General features: G+C 55.4%; 16 protein-coding genes. All 16 read right to left on the reverse strand.

Features of this window, described 5'->3' with window-relative positions; all coding sequences use genetic code 11:
* Positions 1–23: 23 nt before the first annotated feature.
* Positions 24–1,184 carry a glycosyltransferase gene (locus VSP_RS05845; RefSeq protein ID WP_157210755.1) on the reverse strand — a complete coding sequence of 387 codons (1,161 nt, stop codon included), beginning with the start codon at positions 1,182–1,184 and terminating at the stop codon, positions 24–26.
* Positions 1,185–1,199: 15 nt separating this feature from the next.
* Positions 1,200–2,219 (reverse strand): glycosyltransferase family 2 protein, encoded by a 1,020-nt coding sequence (locus tag VSP_RS05850; RefSeq protein WP_009959372.1) that lies wholly within the window; start codon positions 2,217–2,219, stop codon positions 1,200–1,202.
* Positions 2,209–3,426, reverse strand: coding sequence for a glycosyltransferase family 4 protein (locus VSP_RS05855; protein WP_009959373.1), 1,218 nt, complete (start codon positions 3,424–3,426; stop codon positions 2,209–2,211). Before VSP_RS05855 ends, VSP_RS05850 begins: the two co-directional genes overlap by 11 nt.
* Positions 3,423–4,598 (reverse strand): glycosyltransferase family 4 protein, encoded by a 1,176-nt coding sequence (locus VSP_RS05860; RefSeq protein WP_029190217.1) that lies wholly within the window; start codon positions 4,596–4,598, stop codon positions 3,423–3,425. Before VSP_RS05860 ends, VSP_RS05855 begins: the two co-directional genes overlap by 4 nt.
* A gap of 28 nt (positions 4,599–4,626) precedes the next feature.
* The gene (locus VSP_RS42915; protein WP_198141324.1) at positions 4,627–6,000 is read right to left on the reverse strand and encodes a glycosyltransferase family 4 protein; all 1,374 of its coding nucleotides are present in this window, start codon (positions 5,998–6,000) and stop codon (positions 4,627–4,629) included.
* Positions 5,886–6,824: a hypothetical protein gene (locus VSP_RS34070; protein ID WP_009959377.1), complete on the reverse strand. Its 939-nt coding sequence runs from the start codon at positions 6,822–6,824 to the stop codon at positions 5,886–5,888. The genes VSP_RS42915 and VSP_RS34070 overlap by 115 nt, the downstream gene beginning before the upstream one ends.
* A gap of 161 nt (positions 6,825–6,985) precedes the next feature.
* The gene (locus VSP_RS05875; protein WP_009959378.1) at positions 6,986–7,894 is read right to left on the reverse strand and encodes a glycosyltransferase family 2 protein; all 909 of its coding nucleotides are present in this window, start codon (positions 7,892–7,894) and stop codon (positions 6,986–6,988) included.
* Complete coding sequence (locus VSP_RS05880; RefSeq protein ID WP_009959380.1) at positions 7,891–8,877, reverse strand: alpha-1,2-fucosyltransferase; 987 nt, start codon at positions 8,875–8,877, stop codon at positions 7,891–7,893. Before VSP_RS05880 ends, VSP_RS05875 begins: the two co-directional genes overlap by 4 nt.
* Positions 8,878–9,074: 197 nt before the next feature.
* A complete protein-coding gene (locus VSP_RS05885; protein ID WP_009959381.1) occupies positions 9,075–9,824 on the reverse strand; it encodes a hypothetical protein in 750 nt (249 codons plus the stop codon).
* 82 nt (positions 9,825–9,906) lie between these two features.
* Positions 9,907–10,668, reverse strand: a complete 762-nt coding sequence (locus VSP_RS05890) for a DUF268 domain-containing protein (protein WP_009959382.1) — start codon at positions 10,666–10,668, stop codon at positions 9,907–9,909.
* A 28-nt stretch (positions 10,669–10,696) separates the two neighbouring features.
* Entirely contained in the window at positions 10,697–11,371 is a 675-nt protein-coding gene (locus VSP_RS34075; protein ID WP_009959383.1) for an O-methyltransferase, read from the reverse strand.
* Between the two features lie 3 nt (positions 11,372–11,374).
* The gene (locus tag VSP_RS05900) at positions 11,375–12,643 is read right to left on the reverse strand and encodes an ABC transporter ATP-binding protein (protein ID WP_009959384.1); all 1,269 of its coding nucleotides are present in this window, start codon (positions 12,641–12,643) and stop codon (positions 11,375–11,377) included.
* Between the two features lie 177 nt (positions 12,644–12,820).
* On the reverse strand, positions 12,821–13,651 hold the full coding sequence (locus VSP_RS05905; RefSeq protein WP_009959385.1) for an ABC transporter permease: 831 nt from the start codon (positions 13,649–13,651) through the stop codon (positions 12,821–12,823).
* A 78-nt stretch (positions 13,652–13,729) separates the two neighbouring features.
* Positions 13,730–15,295, reverse strand: a complete 1,566-nt coding sequence (locus VSP_RS05910) for a PLP-dependent aminotransferase family protein (RefSeq protein WP_157210757.1) — start codon at positions 15,293–15,295, stop codon at positions 13,730–13,732.
* A 21-nt stretch (positions 15,296–15,316) separates the two neighbouring features.
* The gene (locus VSP_RS05915; protein WP_009959388.1) at positions 15,317–15,952 is read right to left on the reverse strand and encodes a YdcF family protein; all 636 of its coding nucleotides are present in this window, start codon (positions 15,950–15,952) and stop codon (positions 15,317–15,319) included.
* A 27-nt stretch (positions 15,953–15,979) separates the two neighbouring features.
* Entirely contained in the window at positions 15,980–17,857 is a 1,878-nt protein-coding gene (locus VSP_RS05920; RefSeq protein WP_009959389.1) for a carbamoyltransferase family protein, read from the reverse strand.
* Positions 17,858–17,912: the final 55 nt, after the last annotated feature.

Below are 17,912 nucleotides of genomic sequence, written 5' to 3' on the forward strand. Positions count from 1 at the left end.
TTATGTAACCGGGCTAAGCCGTGTCAGGAAGCCGGCGTGGCGTTGTTCAAACAGTTTTGCAAAGCTGTCTCCAGCGCGATGGCGTTGTTCAGCCCATATTTGGCAGATCGCACGCCCTCGAAACGAGACTTTGGAACTTGGAGGGAAAGGATCTTCTCTACTCCTTCTGCGATAACGTGCGGCCGTAGATCCGAGCAGCAGTACCCCAGTTCGCCATTGCTGACCACTTCTGCGAGCGTGCTGTCCATAGGTGCATGCGCGAAAATAGGCCGCTGACTCTGGACATATGTTGAGAGTTTTGTCGGTAAGCTCGTGCGCCGAAACTCTGACGACTTCGCATCAAACGGATACATGGCGTACACAAAAGAGGTGCCTCCAAGCAGTCTGACCGCATCGATCTCGTTCAGATGATCGTAGTCTGTGACAGAATCTGAGCCCAGAATCTCTTGAGCCAGGCATACCTGATCAGGCTGACTGCCCACGAGATAAAACTGAAGAGATTGACGCCGGGTTTCTCTATAAGCACGGAGGCCGAGCAAAAAGCAGGAGTACTCTTTGTTGGAATAGACGTTTCCAATGTGCCCGACTGAGATCGCATCGCCGGATACGGAGTTTGCGATTTCCGGAAGGGCTGTGATGACTCGGTGGCAGACAAAGGAATCAACGTGATGCAACTGAGCATACCGACGTTTCATTCCATCACTGATCACGTCGATGGAGCTTGCCCTTCGAAGCAATCTTAACCAGGGTTTTCGCATCAATCCTGCCATCCACCAATAGCGTCGTGACCGACCGGCGATGGCCCCGACCTGATCATCGTGAACGGAGACGTGAAGAGGGATGCCCAGTTCTTCGGCCACGATGTTTCCCACCGGTATCCCCTCGTTCATGGCCACCGTCCAGATCACCGCCGGCTGTTCCCTGGTGATGCTGGTGACGATGCGCCCAAGCTCGGGCTGCCCCCAGCCTGTCCACATCTTAAGCGACGCAGACAAATCTTTGAGGAGCGGCTGCCCAATGACGGATGGGGCAATACAGTGCGAGTTAGGGAAGTTGGAGGGGGTGTCGCCGAGATAGAGCCAGCGAACTTTCAATTTGCTGAATGCGGCAATCAACGTCCGGAGAACTACGGCACCGCCACCGGAATCTGGGTGGAAAGGGGTAAATAGAACTACTTCATTCACGCAAGAATGGGGTAATCAGGTGGTGGGGGCGGTGGAGCGGGCTGGCCGGTGGGTCGTCCGGACAGATTCAACCCAGCAATGAAAAACCACGGCGAACCTTCGCCAAGCGTCTTGATCGCCTGACAGGACAAGCAAGACACTTCGAATGGCCCCGCATGCGCTCCTGTTGCCCCAGAGCAGAGCATGGGTGACGTGACCCCAATAGTGATGCAGCTTTGCCTTGCGGCGCATGATGCAAAAGCCATTGTAAATCATGTGCTGAAATTCGACCGTCTGAGTCGATGTCCGGTTCAGGAGACTTTCGTCATGACGGGGTGCGATCCAGTGATCGACTTGAATGGACGGGTCGTACACAAGACGGCCCCCCGTCTTTTTGATGTCAAAGGCCAAACTCAGCTCCCAGCCCACTTGAGCTCCGCTGCCACGTAGCGAATGATCCAGTCCTATCCGCCGCAGAAGGACTCCGTCGTAGGCACAATTGCAGCCCTTGAGAACATCAACCTCTCGAGGGGGCCCGGTGCCCCGGTGGTGATTGCCTGAGAGGTGCCCCGTCCATGCGAAGACTCCAACTCGACGAGTGAGGGGTTCGATCTGCCGCCCGGCCGGATCATCTTGCAGAAAGTCCTTGCCTCCCACGCCAGAGGGGCGGGGTTGGCTTTCAAAGTGACAGAGGACTTTTTCGATCCAGTTTGGATGAAGAGTTACGTCATCATCCAGCAATGCAACCACATTGGACTTGGTGATATTGATCGCAGCTTGCATGTTGGCGATCACACCCTTTTCCCTGGTGACGGACTGACGAATCGGGCACGGAAAGGGTGCAGCCGAACGCAAATAGGCGGCCGTCGTGGAGTCCCACTCGTGGGTTGCCACAACAATTTCATCTGGAACATGCGTTTGTTGCTTGATCGAGTCGAGACAGCGTTCGAGAAAGTCGATGCGATCAAGTGTAGGAACGACAATCGTGATGGTCAGGCCACGTGAATTCTCGTTCTGAGGTGGGCCGGGCTTGGAGGATGAAAAATCAAATGCCAAGGAGTTTCAGGTAGAGATCGTTGATGTTTTTCCGGTACTTTGCGGCAGTGTACTGACAAGCATGCCGACGTGCGACCATCCCCAGTTGGGCTGTGCGGTCCCGGTCATCAGCCATGGCCAGAATTCGTTCTGCGAGGAGATTGCCGTCCATGGCAGAAACCTGCCAGGACTTGTCTGGGACAGGCGCGCCGCAGTTTGCGGTTGTTACCACAGGAAGGCCGCATGCCATGGCTTCCAGTGCAACGAAACCAAAAGAGTCCACCACGGAAGGGAGAATAAACACGTCATGTTGGCGATATATTTCCCTGAGTTGCACTTTGTCCACTGGCGGGATCCAGGTGATCCTGTCTTGATAGCGGGAGAGCAATGGACGCATGGCTGGATCCAGACTGCCGACCAAGGTCAGAGAGATCTTTTTATGACAGAGGTCGTAAGCCTGTAGGAGGAAGGGGAGACCTTTGCGGAGGTTGAGTGTGCCCACGAAGAGTGCCTTGAGCGGAGATTTCGCATCCGCAGCAGAAGGATCGCCGCCCGACCAGAATTCGGTATCTACCCATAACGGACATTGGAAGAGTCTCTCAGGACTGAAGCCTGCGTTGGTAAAACTCAATTTGTGAAGATCTGAATAGACCAGCAGCCAGTCCGCCAGAGCATATTCCTCAAGTTTGCGTGCTGCCATGCCCGGGGTGTCGATGGGCAGGGGCTGAGGTAGCCCCGCCGCGTCTGATGCCTGCGCCATCAGCTGTGTGAGCAGCGTAGGATGGACCTGGGGGCAGTCGTGCACAGTAACTGCGCCATGTTGCCTGGCGACGCGCAGGCCGTAAAGATCACAGGTTTCAGTGCCGACAAATATGCGGGATGGGTTCCGTTCCATTTGACTTGCTGACCATTTGTCAAATTGGTCACTGGCAGCAAGCCAGTCATCCCGCCGGTGTGGGAGAAATTTGTCCCGAATGAATTTGCCGACCAAAGGCCAAGGATACTCGATGATGTTTGCTCCAGAGAGGCCATCAACACGGCGATTCAGCAGGTCCGATCGCAACACCTTCTTGAGCAGTTTGCCCCAACGAGGTCCCTCCGAATACACTGAGCAATAAAATGCCTGAAGCCGGTTGAACTCGGCGGCGGCCAAGGCAAGCTGGTAAGCCTGATGCACTCCCATGTAGGCGACGGAAATGCCGGAGGCGGATGCTGAGGATGAGTTCATCCCTCTTTGAAGATTGAAAGGTGCTGAAGAGCTGACTGAAGGGCGGTGAGATCCTGCTCAAAGCCCCAGTTGCGAATGATGGCGGCACTTTGCCGGCCGGAGGCCTCACGAAGCGCGGGATCGGCAATCAGCTTGCTCAGAAGACCAGCCAAGGCGTCAACACTTCCCGCTGGGAAGACAAAGCCATTCACGCCATTTTTGACGAGGTCATCAGCAGCGCCTACCCGGTCGCTAACAATCACCGGTTTTGATGCATTCATGACTTCGTTAACGACGAGTCCCCAAGGCTCAAACACTGAAGGGAGGACAAAGATGTCGCAGAGGTCGTAGAAGGCTGGAAGTTCAGTTTGATTCCGGAAGCCGAGAAATCTGACCGTGTCGGGCGGCAGGCCTGCGGCTTGAGTTTCCAACGTGTGGCGCATTTCACCATCCCCGACCATCAGCAAAATAGGTGGCGACGAAGAGGTCTGTGCTGATACGAGTTGGGAGACTGCCCGAATCAGTGTCTCCGGCGATTTGTCAGGATGAAGTTTGCCAACATAGAGAACAACCGGCCGGTTTGGAGGCAAGTTCAGGGCGTCACGGAAATCTTGCCGGCGAGCCGACGAGTCCATAGCGCGTTGCCGAAAAAACTGATTGTCGACCGCATAGGGCATGGTCGTGATGCGATCCTCTGGAACCCCATAGTGAAGGTAGAACGCCTTGTTTGCACTTCCCACCGCCAGAAAGTGGCTCACGGTGCGGAACAGCCGGCTGAACACCCATCGATGCAGTATTCGCTTCAGTGAAGACCCTTTGAATGCGGCGAGTTGCGAGTCTCCCCGCATGAGAACGGGGATCCGGAGGTGGCGGGCTGCCAACCATGCGGCGCGGGCATAGGCGCTCCCCCAGCCGTGTATCCAAGTTGCTTGCGGTTTTCGATCCTGGAACGCCTGGTTGAAATACTGTAGTGTGGAACGGAACCCCAGATTTGAAGGAAGGGAAGTGTAGGGGTATCCTGCCAGCAAGGGCACATCCCACACGATTTCCTGGTTGAAACCGTGGTCGAAATATCCCTCCACAGCTCCCAGGGTCCGATACACAACCTCAATATCCACGCCGCCATCTATCAAGTGCCGTACTAGCGGCACCTGATATTGGACTGGATGAGTCAGACAATAGAGCAGTGACATCTGAAGAGGTCGGAGCGCCGTGCTCCGATTATGCTTGGCAGCTCTTGTATGGGGGGAGGCCTTGGCAATGTGAGCTCCAAAATGCCAAGTAACGTTCAGCCATCTTCGCCGGAGTGAATTGGTTTGCCCAGACGATTGGCCCTTCTGCGGCCTTGCGTAAAACTTCCGGGCGATTGAGGCAACAGTCGAGCATGGCGTCCGCGAGAGCTACAGTGTTTGCTTTGGGCACCACCCAGCCTCCTCCTCCTCCCAGCACTTCCTGGCTGCTGCCCACATCGCTGGCGATCACAGGGCGTCCGCGGGAGAGCATTTCCAGCATGACCAGGCCGAAGCCTTCATAGGTGGATGGCATGAGACCGACATCGATGCCGGCCGCCAGGGTGTCGAGTTGCTCCGGATGATAGCGTCCATGAAACAACACCTTGCCACTGATGCCAAGGCTGTACGCAAGCTCCTGGGTGGCGGGTTTCATGGGACCGTCTCCAAAAAAGTGAAGTTCGGCCTTGCCGCCGCGAGACAGGCAGTCTGCGAGGGCGGCCACGGAAAAGAGTGAGCCTTTCATGGTGGCCAGCCTTCCAAACTGCCCCAAACGCAGGACTTCTTTGTCCAGATCAAGTTTGGAGACTTTGAGGGCAGGCAGCGAAGATGGCCGGACGATCTCCACAGGCCTTGTCATCTGGTAGTACTCCTTTGCCGACTGCAGCTGCCTTTCTCCGTGTACCGAGAGCGCTGTCACCTGATTGCAGACCTTAAACCAAAGTGGTTCGTAGTTGGGACAAGCAGGGCTGGCTTCGCTTGGATCGTGGACGAAAAATGGGATGGACGGCCCGGGACGCTGCTGAAGGGCAAGACAGGTGAGAATGTCATTGGTTGGAGACCAAATGAGGGCGGGATGACGGATTCTGGCATGGTGGCGGAGCAGCGCCACGACCTGGCGGTGAGGAAGTTGAAAACGGCGCAGAAATCCAAACCATGGTCTGTAAACACGAATGGAGCGGGCTTGCAACGCGGGTGTCCAAGGAGATCGACCGGGTGTATAGCGGGCAGTGTAGAACGAGACCTGCCAGCCTTGCGCCACGAGTTCGTGCGCGAGAATCACGGCGAGCATTTCGGTTCCGTGTGCAGATTCGAGTGAGTCAATCAAGAACAGCGCATGCGGCCGTGTGCCCGTAGATTGACCTGCGGTAGATGAATTAATCATGGTCTGGGTGGACACTGCGAACCATGCGCCCGGACAAAAATGCCAAATCAGCGAAGATAGATGGTGTCCACCATCATGAGATGCGGTCAGGAGGCGCTGTGATAGAACCGGCTCAACAGGGTGGCCAGCTTCAAGTTCAGACAGCGTAGGAAATACTGAGATCTCGACCAGGGAGAAATCAGTCCGTTTGCGAAGCGCCAATAGTTGCGGTGGCTCTGAGGAACACCCTGACCGAAGCGCAACAAATGCAAAAGATAGTTGCGGCACCAAGGTTTGGGATTGTCCACGGCATGCCACATGACGTTCATTCCGGCAGAGAAACCCATGCCTTCCTGACCTAGGGCGATGATCGGTTGCCGATTAACCATGCTAGCAACGTTCATCGTGTCTTGATCGGTGCCGAAAAATGCGTCTCGACGGGTTCCCGGCTTAAAGGAGGAGAGGGCGACCCCGATCTTCGGAAGGCAGGCTGTGGCGTGACTCCAGTCTTCCAGGAAGGAAAGTTGCGGACGCATCACTGCTGCAAATCCGCTATTGTAGGAGCGGTTGGGCAGATTCACGACCTGTTGACCGACCACCCTTTCTGCAAAATCCCGCCACTTTACTCGCAAGAGGTGATTCTCAGACATGCTTCCAAAGCAACTGTCCTCGCACAGGGCAACTCCCCGGCTGGCCCAATCTTCGAAGAAACTCCAAGGGGCATCCACAACGATGTCCGGGTCAAAGTAGACTATGCCCTCGCAATTAGGATCCCTGTCTTGCAAAATGGAGAGCATGAAGTCAGCTTTTGTCGACGCAAGAAAATCAGGTGTCGAGAGGGTAATGAAATGCAAGGCAACCCCTCCGGCCTGAAATCCCCCTGCCGGATTGATCTCAAACTGGCGTACCCAAGCGGGAGGATCGCCGCGGATGCCGAACCAAATTCGGCCTGAAAATCCGTTCAACACCAGGGAATTGATGAGCGCGGCGGCACCAAGGTCGTAGTGTCCTTCAAAAAGGCTGCATACGGACAGGGTGCTTTTCATGGGCTGAGTGTCGAGTCCAGAATCAAGATGTCTTGGGACTGGCGGGTGCTCCTGTCGAGTGGCGGTTTCAGAATGGGTGCTAATTCAAGCTTGGATTCAATGAGATTCAACACCTGCTTGATGAAGAAGCATTTTCCAGATGGGCAAGGGCCAGTGGTGAATCAAGTTGCTCGAAAGCGATTCCAAATGCTGCGGAACCGGAACACCATCTTTGCTCCCGTGAACCTGGAAACCATTCTCAGCAAGCGGGATGAGGATACCACCGAATCTCGACCAAGGGCGTTTGCAAGCTTGATGGCTTCATCCGTTTCAGAGAATTGACGCTGAGCGTGGCACTTGTACGCCAATTCCATGAACATGCTTGCGAGGACGTCGTGGTGGGCAGGTGGGATTGCCCCCATATAGCTCTTGTACACCTTCAACCAGTCTGAGTTGAGTTGTTCCGGTTGGGTTTCGGTGAACGTGATCCCTCCGTGTCGGCAGTAGACATTCAAGGGGGAGGGAATGGTCCGAAACCTGGCACCTGCGAGAAACAGGCGGATGTGGATCTCATGATCCTCTGCCCCTCGAAGGTCCTCACGGAAGCCTCCAATGCTCCGTAGCAGAGCGGCAGGATAAAGACCAGAACCCATTTGGAACTGACAGGCAAGGTATGTTCCAAGGTCTGAGCACCCATTCAGCTGCATCCAATGAAACTCCTGCCCATACTTGCCGCTTTGCGAATCAAACATCTTCAGACCGCAAAGGACAATTTCATTCCCTGACGGATTGAGTTTGGAAACGGTCGAGAGGTAGGCGGGATCGAGCCTGTCATCAGCATCGTGGAAGTGGATCCATGGGCAACTTGCGGCTTCCAGCAGGCGGTTTCTTGCGAAGGCGGCACCCCTGTTGACTTTGCCCTCGATGACGTTGGCTCCCAGTGCCTCGGCAACGGCGATCGTTTCGTCTGTGCTGGCGTCGTCATACACAAGGATCTCGTCAAACGGCTTCTCCTGAGCCCGGGCATCGGAAATGATGTCCGGAAGAAAGTTGGCGGCCTGGTAAGCCGGGATGAGCAGCGAGACCTTCATTGAGCCGGCAACAGCGAACTTCCGTCCAACTGGATCCAATGGGGAGGCAGGACGTCCGCTGTAAAGTGGTTCGAAAAATTTAACCAGCGGTCTGCAGGGGGGCTGAAGACAAAGGAATTTTCATTGGTTCCCAGCCACGCAGCCCACCAACTGAGAGAACTGGAGGCGATGATGTGATGATCGCAGGACTTCATCAGTCGAAAATCCTCCGATACGTCTTCAGCGCGATTGTGATCGACATGTATGACAGATGAAGAGCAAGGAATTTGCTCTCTGACCCAATCCCAATCATCACTGAACACAAAGAAGGTGGGCGCTTGGAGTCTGGCCCGCATCTCGGACATCGCTGCCAGGCAGTACTCGAGGGAAGTGCAATGATAGCTGGAAGATTTCGTCTTGTCTCCCCGGCGGACGTGGAGAGAGACGGAGCTGCTGCGCTGAATTCTCTCCAGCACTGCTTTTGTGGCTCCAGCCGGAGGCGATTTCAGGGTGAGTTCTCGAAGAAGAATGTCCCTGATTTCCCCGAAGTAACGCTCATCCTGCCAGTAACCGACGAGGCAGACATTGTCCGGGCATTCCAACACGTCCGGATCAAAATGGAAGTGCCGCTCCGACACCACTTTTCCGATAAGAAGAGGTTGTTTCGGTGTTTCTTCCTTGAAGGAGTGCAATCGCGGTTGGTATGGGCTGCCCAGCCCCAAATTGCCCAGAAGCCGAAGGGTGGCGCCCCGCAGTTTTCCTGGAAGGCGGGCCCGGATAGCCCTGGCAAGGCCTTCCAAAGGACACAAATGACTGATCTCGGCGTCCGTCGCGATCGGCGAAGTGATCAGGAATCGATCGAGTTGGAATGATCTGAATGGATGGAGACGGTAGTGATAGTCGTCCAGCTTCAACGTGGTGCCAAGGTGGTAGGACAGCCTCCGGCCTGCCGCATACTGAAACATCTGGTTGCCGAGACCTTCGCTGATGTGGGATATCACCATCGACTGAGTTCTAAAGGGAGCCGTGCTGAGCCGCGCTATTTGCCGGCATTCGGCGGTACCTGCATCGCCCAGCAGGCTCCTCGATTGTTCACTGCTGCGACGCTTCCTTCAATATCGCCTATAAATGCCACTCCGCCGTGATTTGGGAATCGGCACACGGACCCAATGCCGCATGATCATGCCTGCACGCAACTGCACTATTTGCCGGTGCAGTCGATAGGGCTCATGAACAACCAAGGCGTCTCGTGTTGGCGTCCTTCAGACACTACCTTGGCGCGATAGCGACGGGGGATGAATTGGTCTATTCCCGCTCTGGTGGGGCATTCGTGCCAATCTCTGCTCTCGGGCAGAACCTTCGTGATGTGGTGAGAGGCTGCAAATCTCTTGAGAAGGCGGTCGCTCACGCCGGGGGCCTCAAATTCATGCAGTTCCACCAGCACCATTGCACGGCTCATCCAGACGGCTACGCCTGGGTCTAAAAGTACGTCCTCAGCACCCTCGACGTCACAGATTAATGCTACGCGTTCACTGTTAAAGTGCATTTGGGCCAAGTCGGCCAGATTGCACCGCCCCTCTATTTGGACCAAGTGATCCACTCCGTTTAGCTGCGAAAGATTGCGGCAGAGAGACCGGCCTTCTTCAGCTATTTCAAAGGCGATTTGCCTTGCATTTGTAAGGCGCGCCATGCCCACCACATAGTACCCTTCAGCTGCTCCTATGTGAACTACGCAGCTCGGATTCCACGCTGCGATGGCGTTCACGCTCTGGTGCAACTCTCTTTCGTAGATGCCGAGAAGTTTCGGGGGATATGCGCCCGCAGAGGCCCCTTTTACGTAGCGCATTCCCGTAAATGGCCCGGAGGCCACTGTATAATTGGTGATGGCGACAATCCCTTCGACCAAACGTCTCGTCAGCTTCAATGGAGCCGGGATGAATCTGGAGACCATTTTTCGGGCCGTGCGAAAAAGTGGGAACTGTCTGACGTGAGTAGGTGCTGGCTGCATGGGGGTATCCGCCGTTGAGACGTTCCTATCGGGGTTTTTTGAACCAGAAACACCCACATCCATAGTCCTGATGATCAGACTCGGCTTCACTCGGGTTTGGAATCATGCCAACGTCAATGGCATTGTCTGGAACAAGGCTGAACTCTTTAAGCTCAAGATCTTTGAATGCGTTGATCACCTGGCGGTAGGAGTAGATGCGGTGGGCATTGAATACGATCATTGGTTTGCCAATAGGAACCGCGAAAAGGAGATCTCCTCCGGGAGCGAGAACCCGAATCAGTTCCTGCATGGCCCGTTGATCGCCCACGGGGTCCAACTGATCACCATAGCGACCCAACCCGATGTGCTCCACCACATGCATGCAGGACAGTGAAAGGATTGAGTTGGACTCAAAATGCAGGTTGGTGAGGTCACACTTTCCAGTGGTGAGGTTGGACAGTCTTAGATTTGCTGGGCGGTAGTCGTAGAATTCCACTGGGACGAATCCGGAAACGATCGCTGCGAAGTGGAGAGTTGAAGATAGATCAATATGAAGGGCTGGGGCAGTTGAATGAATGATGCGTGCCGCCCATGCAGGAAAATAGACGTAATGGGTGTCAAATCCGGTTGTGGCAGTTCTGTCGTCCATCAACGCCCAACTTTTCTCCCAAGGCATTGGGGTGGAGACTCCTGCCGCCTGTGACATGGATTCGAATTGACGGAATTCTGTTTTGAATTGCCTTTCCAGCTGGAGTTGCCTGAGCTTCCTCGCTGCAAAGTTGAGAGATCGGCCGAGCAGGGATGTCATTTTCCTTTGTTGCAAGTGTCGGAATTGTTCAATTGCCCAGCCGGGCAAGCACCCTTCGAGCGAAGTTTGTCAGCCGAGGGAAAACTCCACTTTGAGTCGAGGAAAACGGATATCGTTCGGCAAAATTACTGTGCCAGTCCTCATCCAAGACGGGCTTAAGCATCTTGGGGACGCAAACCACCACATCATCCAGTATGGTCGTGACATGATTTGGGAAATTCTTCCATAGCAGATTGAAGAGATCGTCGATGCCGATCCAGTGTTCGGATTTGTGTGGCGGAGGCGGCGGACCGAGGAAACACCGTGCATCGTCGATCAATATTATCGGGTTTACGCAAGATTTCAACGCCTCCACTTCTGCTACAATGGGGCACTCGTCGATATCGGCACCGGTCCCTGGCCCGCAGTAATGACCGTCAAGCCAGAAGACGGTAGCTCCGGCTAACCTTTTGGCGATGGTCGGGAGGACCTCAGCGCTATTCCCAATCACAAATTCGATGTTGATTAGGTGGGCGAGTCGCCGAGAAGTTGTCCGACTGATCTCCGGATTGACTTCAATGGTTATCACCTTCTGAAAGTGAGAGGCTGCCCATTCGGTAGTCCCGCCCATAAAAGTACCAGTTTCAACAAAGCAATCCGCAGGAAGTCGCTCAAGTAGCTTGAGGATGAGCTCTTTTGGAGCCCCCATTCTTATGTGTCCCATATGCTAAAGTTTGATAAAGGGTAATACAGGGGCCAAAACGCCTGGTCGTGCTTCCACCCAGTAGGGAGACTCGCTCAAGCCACCTCTCACTTGGAGCGAAACAGAAGGGGCGTTAGCCATCGGTTGACTGATCCATTTGGACCAGTGGATACTCACAATAAGTTCAAATCGATACGAGCCCTCGTTTAACATATTCTGTGGAATCCAACTGATAAAACGGTTCGGTCCACGAGACAGAACTGGCCAACATTGTTCAGCGGTATCAGTTTGCAGTGACCACCAAAGAAGTTGGCCGTTGTCAGCGTAGATTGCATAGCCCAATGTCAAAAGGGGGGTCGGCTCCTCAATGACGCCTTCAATAAGTACCCCAAACTTGGAGTGGCCTGGTATGTCTTGCTTCAGCGACTGCAACTCTTCGTCCACAAGCGCAAATCTAGTGACGCTAAATGAAGCGTCCGCAAGGGCAGCGGTTGCAATACCTTTCCATTCAGAAACAACAGATTCTGTTGAGCTAAGGTAGGCCGCTATCACGTCGTTGGTCGGCCCGTCGAGTTTTTTCGAGCCCGCCTCCAGTAGGATGCAACGGCGGCAAAGCGTGGAAATGACGTTCAGCTGATGGCTGACGAACAATACTGTTCTTCCGCTCTGGGCAACATCCTGCATTTTCCCCAAGCAGCGTTTTTGGAATTCTGCGTCACCGACCGCAAGCACCTCGTCAACTATCAAGACTTCGGGTTCCAGGTGGGCCGCCACAGCGAATGCGAGTCGAACATGCATTCCGCTGCTATAGTGTTTGACTGGTGTGTCGAGAAATCGTTCTATTTCGGCAAATGCGACTATTTCATCGAATTTGCTTCTAATTTCGGAGATGGTCATCCCCAATATGGCCCCGTTGAGGTAGATGTTCTCTCGGCCAGTGAGTTCAGGATGAAAGCCAGTTCCCACCTCAAGGAGACTGGAGACTCGCCCGCGAAGGGTCACACGTCCCCTCGTAGGTTCGGTGATCCGAGAAAGAATCTTGAGAAGCGTGGACTTGCCAGCTCCATTTCGCCCAATGATGCCAAGAACTTCACCTTGTTTGACTTCGAATGAAACATCTTTAAGTGCCCAAAAATCTTCAGATCGTGCAATTTCCTGCTTTGCCGGGCGGAATAGGGCGCCAACCTTGTTGGTGATTACATCTCTGAGGGCGGTATAGCGAGCTGTTGTTGTCGCGTGGCGCAGGGCATACTTCTTTCCGAGGTTTTCGATGCTGATGATGTAATCCGACATTAGATTGCTGGGCGGTTGTCGGGTGACTGCGTCACCACGTAGGCGGTCAACTATCAACTCATGATCGGTTCGATGAAAGTGCGGACGTATCGGTGAGGCAAGCGGCATTCATGCTCAACTGGCACCTTTTCAGCATGAATGTTGAAAACGGTTGGAGGTGGAACGATTGAACTGCTACTATATGATATCTGCGAAGCGTCGTTCCATTCTTCGGAAGTAACGGACTCCTACGATGAGAAGGAGCCCAGAAGTTGCAAGGGAGCAAAAGAAGCCCGTGGTGGATAAGCCGGATTCATCCCCGAAGCACCAACGGAAGCCGTCAATAACGCCTACCATGGGGTTCAATGAGTAGAGCAGGCGCCATTGTTCCGGGATGAGCGAAGTGCGAAAGCCTACGGGAGAGATGAACAGACCAAATTGGACGATGAAGGGGATGATGTAGCGAAAATCTCGGTACTTGACATTTAGCGCTGTTATCAGGAGGCCAGGCCCAAGCGCGGCCAAGATGGCAAGGACGACAAATGCGGGCAGGGCGAAGACCTGCCAGCCCGGGATGTGCTGGTACCACACCATAAGCCCAGCGAGGATGGCGAAGGAAATGACGAAGTCCACCAGGCTTACTACAACCGCGCTGGCCGGCAAGATGAGGCGGGGGAAATAGACCTTGGAAATGAGATTCGAGTTTGAAACAAGACTCTGGCTGGACTCGGTCAGAGCGTTCGCGAAGAATTGCCATGGAAGCATGGCCGCTCCTACCAGAATTGCGTAAGGCAACGGGCCGGAATCGAGTTTGGCGACTTTTCCAAAGATGACGGTAAAGATGAGCATGGTGAGCAGTGGTCGAAGAAGCGCCCAAGCGATGCCAATCACCGTTTGCTTGTATCGCACCAGGATGTCCCGCCAGGCAAGAAACGCAAAAAGCTCGCGATAGCGCCAGAGGTCACGCCAGTAGTGGGCCTCCGTACGGCCGGCTTCAATTACCAAAATGGTTTTGGGGTCTGGCGGCATTGATGAAGCTGGTGAGTGCAAAGGTTGAGTTCTGCGTGGGTTGTACTCGATTGATCTGGATGCTCTGTTTTCGAATCGTCACTGTTTCGGGATGGCCTTGTAGATGATGCATCCCGCTCCCCATGCGCTGTTAGAGAGGGGGATTCCCATCATCCGACTGGGAGCATCATCGATGGTAGAATGTACCATTTTGAAATCCCCCCGATTGATCGCGGCCTGCAGTTTTTCAGGCAGCGGTTGGTGAAGGCCCGGCGTTCCTGTCCCGTGCGCTGTGAGCACCATGTAGTCGAGATTCTCAGGATCGATTTGTTCTGCAACCAGATTGTCGTACACCTGGCATTGGTCGCCGATGGACCACCAGTGGGCCCATGCCAGCACCCTTGAGCCCGGAGGGATGAGGCTTCTTACAAGCGCGGATTGTGCGGTCCAGTGCTGGGTTTTTGGCAAACTGGCAGTGATCAGCAGATAACGCACGTTCTTTACGGCAAGGAGAGCGATCACTGAAATGCTACACAGCATGCATGCAGTGGACGCAATCCCGGCGGGTAAAAATTGAGAAGCGCGGCGCGGGTTCGCAAATCCGCGATTTGCAGCAGCGATCAACCAAGGCGTCCAGAACCAGTAGTAGTAACCTTGATGCGGGTAACGGGTGAAAAAGAAGGCCCACACCAATAAGGGTGCAACCCAAAACTGACACCACGAGAGGAACTCTTCGATCCCCCGACTTCTGATCAATTGCCAAACCCCCAACAGCGCCAGCAAGGCAGTTGCCGCTACAGACGTAGGATAGTAGATAAGAAGCTGCTGAACACTATCGGCTCCAGGGGAGGACACGAGGCCGAATGTGACCGCGATGTTTTGTGTCAGAGCTCCAGGATGTTCCCCCGTTGCCCAAAGGGCTGTCGCGGCCCATGCCGCAGCTCCACAAAGTAGGAGGGTGGAAGTCTGGAGCGCCTTGCGTGACGCCGGCATCCTGGAAAAAAGAATCCATCCCGCGCGGATTGTTCCAAGAACCATGATACAGGGCACGCTGACCACGCTACAACACGCCAGAAGAAGATTGCTGATCCACAAGTTTCGGGTGGAGGTCTGCGAGGAAGAAGCCGCAGCCAGTCCTGCGTAGCCGAAGAGCATGGCAAGTTCGTCTGGACGGCCCGCAGCCCCGGCAAAGATCAATCCGGTGGCGATCCACCAGCGCCACTTTTTAACGTTGCCGTCCAATTTGCCAAAAAAGATGCCCAAGGTGAAGACGAGGGCCAGATGAATGACTGCGTCATAAGCGACACAGGTTCTCCAACTAAATCCAAAGAGTTTGGCAAACAGGCCAAATCCCAGGGGATATCCTGGGGGGTAGGTGAAGAAAATTTCCTCGATACCCGGCTGAATTGCGGGTCCGAAAAAGCCCGTCTCTTCCTTTGCAGCCCAAGGACCTCCCAGGAGCCAAGACAGACCAGTGCACTTGAAAAACACTTCGTCCGTGGCTGGGGCTCGCCCGAAGAAGATCAAAAATGCCAGCCATGATGCCGCCACAAAAAGGAAGATCGTGAAACCGAGACCTCGTTGTGAATCCAGATGACTGGGCATTATGTGCGTGGAGCGGTCTTTCAATTCTGCTTCCAGACTGAGTGGTGTTCGGGCGGACATTCTGTTGAGGCCAAGTGTCGCCTAGTAGTTCAACAGGTAATACAGGCTTTTCGCCAGTTCAGTTTGAAAGGCGATGAATCCATCCTCGTGCCTCCACCAATCCGTCTCTGAGTAGCGAGGGTGGGGAATGGCCCGAACATGTACAGTTGCGCCGGTTCCCTCCAGAGCCCGTTGAAAAATCCAACGGGCGCGTCGGGTGTGGAATGGGTCTGTGGGGATCAATATGTCCTTTGCTTGATGCGCGATGACCCAATCACGAAGGGCGAGGGCCTCGTCCCGTGTGCTTGTGACATTTTGACCAAGGGGCCGAATGGCTGTGGATGGGACCCCTTTTTTTGTGAGAACAGTGGTGTTGATTTCGGCCTCGCTGGGCTGCTGCAAGAGATTCTGTGATGGGCTCTTCTCTGGCTGTGTCACCAGAACAACCGTAGACTGCCCCGCAAGATACATGTCTGCGGCGGTAAAGGGGCGCCAGTCCCTTCCTCCGCCCAAAACGACTATGGCATCTGCTTTTAGGACAGGATCATCCACCACCCAGGTACGGGCGGCGGTTCTAAGCAGGGATTCTCGGAAAATCCACGCCACACCGAGCAGCACCGCGACGACGAGGATGAGCTTGACCAGCCGGAAGGCGAGACGGGCGAGGAATGTGATCACTAGGGAGGTGTGAAAGAGAAATGAAGGCTACCTCACCACCAAATACCCGCCCAGCACCAACACATCCATCTTGGTTCGAAGAAAGCACTCCAGGGCCTCGCGCGGATGGCAGACGACGGGTTCGTTCTCGTTGAAGGAGGTGTTCAGCACCATGGGCACGCCAGTGAGGGCGTGGAAGCGGCTGATGAGCTGGTGGTAGATGGGGTTGGTGTCGGCGGAGACGGTCTGGAGGCGGCCGCTGCCGTCCACATGGGTGACGGCGGGGATCTGGGGGCGCTTCTCCTCACGGAGCTGGAAGACCTGCATCATGAAAGGCACGTCGTCGTCGGTCTCGAACCAGGCGGGCACTTCCTCCCGAAGGACGCTGGGGGCGAAGGGCCGGAAGGATTCGCGACGCTTGATCTTGGCGTTGAGGATGTCCTTCATGTCGGCGCGGCGCGGATCGCCAAGGATGGAACGGTTGCCCAGGGCGCGCGGTCCCCATTCAAGGCGGCCCTGGAACCAGCCAATGACCTTGCCTTCGCTGATCGCGCGGGCGACGGCGTCGCAGAGGGGGGCTGCGTCAGGGTGCAGGGAGATGTGGCAGCCTGCTTCATCCAGGCGGGCTTTCTCTGACTCCAGCAGCGTGGTGAAGTCGGCCTCCGTGTACTCTGGGCCCCAGTAGGCGTGGCGGCAGTGGTGACGGGGCAGGGGGGCTAATGTTGAATTAGGAATGATGAATGAGGAATTTTTAGCTGCGGAATTCGGAATGGCCGGACTTGGGTCGGCGGAACTGGGGGCGATCTGGGCTGCCAATTTTGAATTTTGAATTTTGAATTTTGAATTCGGAAATGTCTGCGCGACGACCATGGCGGAGCCGATGGCCCCGCCGGCATCGCCAGCGGCGCTCTGGATGTAGAGTTTCTTGAAAGGGCTGCGCTGGTAAACCTTGCCGTTGGCTACGGAGTTCATGGCACAGCCGCCGCTAAGGGTGAGGGCATCACAGCGATAACGGGGGTGCAACTGCTCCAGGAGGGCGAAGAGGGCCTCCTCAAACATGGCCTGGATGGAGCGGGCGATGTTGCGATGCCGCTGCTCCAGCGGTTCGTCCTTTTTCCGAGCAGGGCCGAGGAGGGCTTCCAGTTCCGGGGTGAAGAGGGTGCCGACCTCTGGGGAGCCGTTGTCCCAGGAGTAGGGTACGGCCTCCCGATGGTGGCGGAAGTAGCGCAGGTCGAGCTGGAAGGTCCCATCGGGCTGCACGCGGACGATCTGGCGCATCTGGTCCAGGAAATGGGGCTGGCCGTAGGGGGCGAGGCCCATCACCTTGTACTCATCCCCATAGTGCGGGAAGCCCAGCCACTGGGTGAGGGCGGAGTAGAAGATGCCCAGGGAATGGGGAAAGTACACGCGCCCATCCACAGAGAGGTCCTGGCCGCGGCCCATGCCCCAGGCGGCGGAGGCGAAGTCGCCCATGCCGTCCACGGAAACATTGACCGCTTCCTCGAAGGGGCTGCAGAGGTAGGAAGAGGCGAGGTGGGCCAGGTGGTGCTCCACGTGGTGCACCTGCGCCTCTGGGTGCAGAGGCTGACCGGGGAAGGCGGTGTTGAGCGTGTCACGCAGGCTGGTGGTCTTGCCCAGTTTGGCGAGCCTGGCCAGGATCAGCTTTGGGGAGGGGAGGTGCCGCAAGACATGGAGGAGTCGCCGTCCATGGTTGACCTTGGGGTCAAGGTTGATGGCGATATGGCGGAGGTCGCCATAGGAGATGCCGGCCACCTCCAGGCAGTACTTGATGGACTCGGTGGGGAGGCCCGCCCAGTGCTTGATGCGGCGGAAGCGCTCCTCTTCGACGGCAGCAATGACCTGCCCGTCCTGGAGGATGGCGGCGGAGGAGTCGCCGTGGTAGGCATTGAGGCCGAGAACGAACATCTCTGAAACTTTTTTTTAGGAATTATTAAAAGGGCGACCGTCTTTCTCTGAGCAC

The organism is Verrucomicrobium spinosum DSM 4136 = JCM 18804, from assembly GCF_000172155.1.
Classification (GTDB): Bacteria; Verrucomicrobiota; Verrucomicrobiia; order Verrucomicrobiales; family Verrucomicrobiaceae; genus Verrucomicrobium; species Verrucomicrobium spinosum.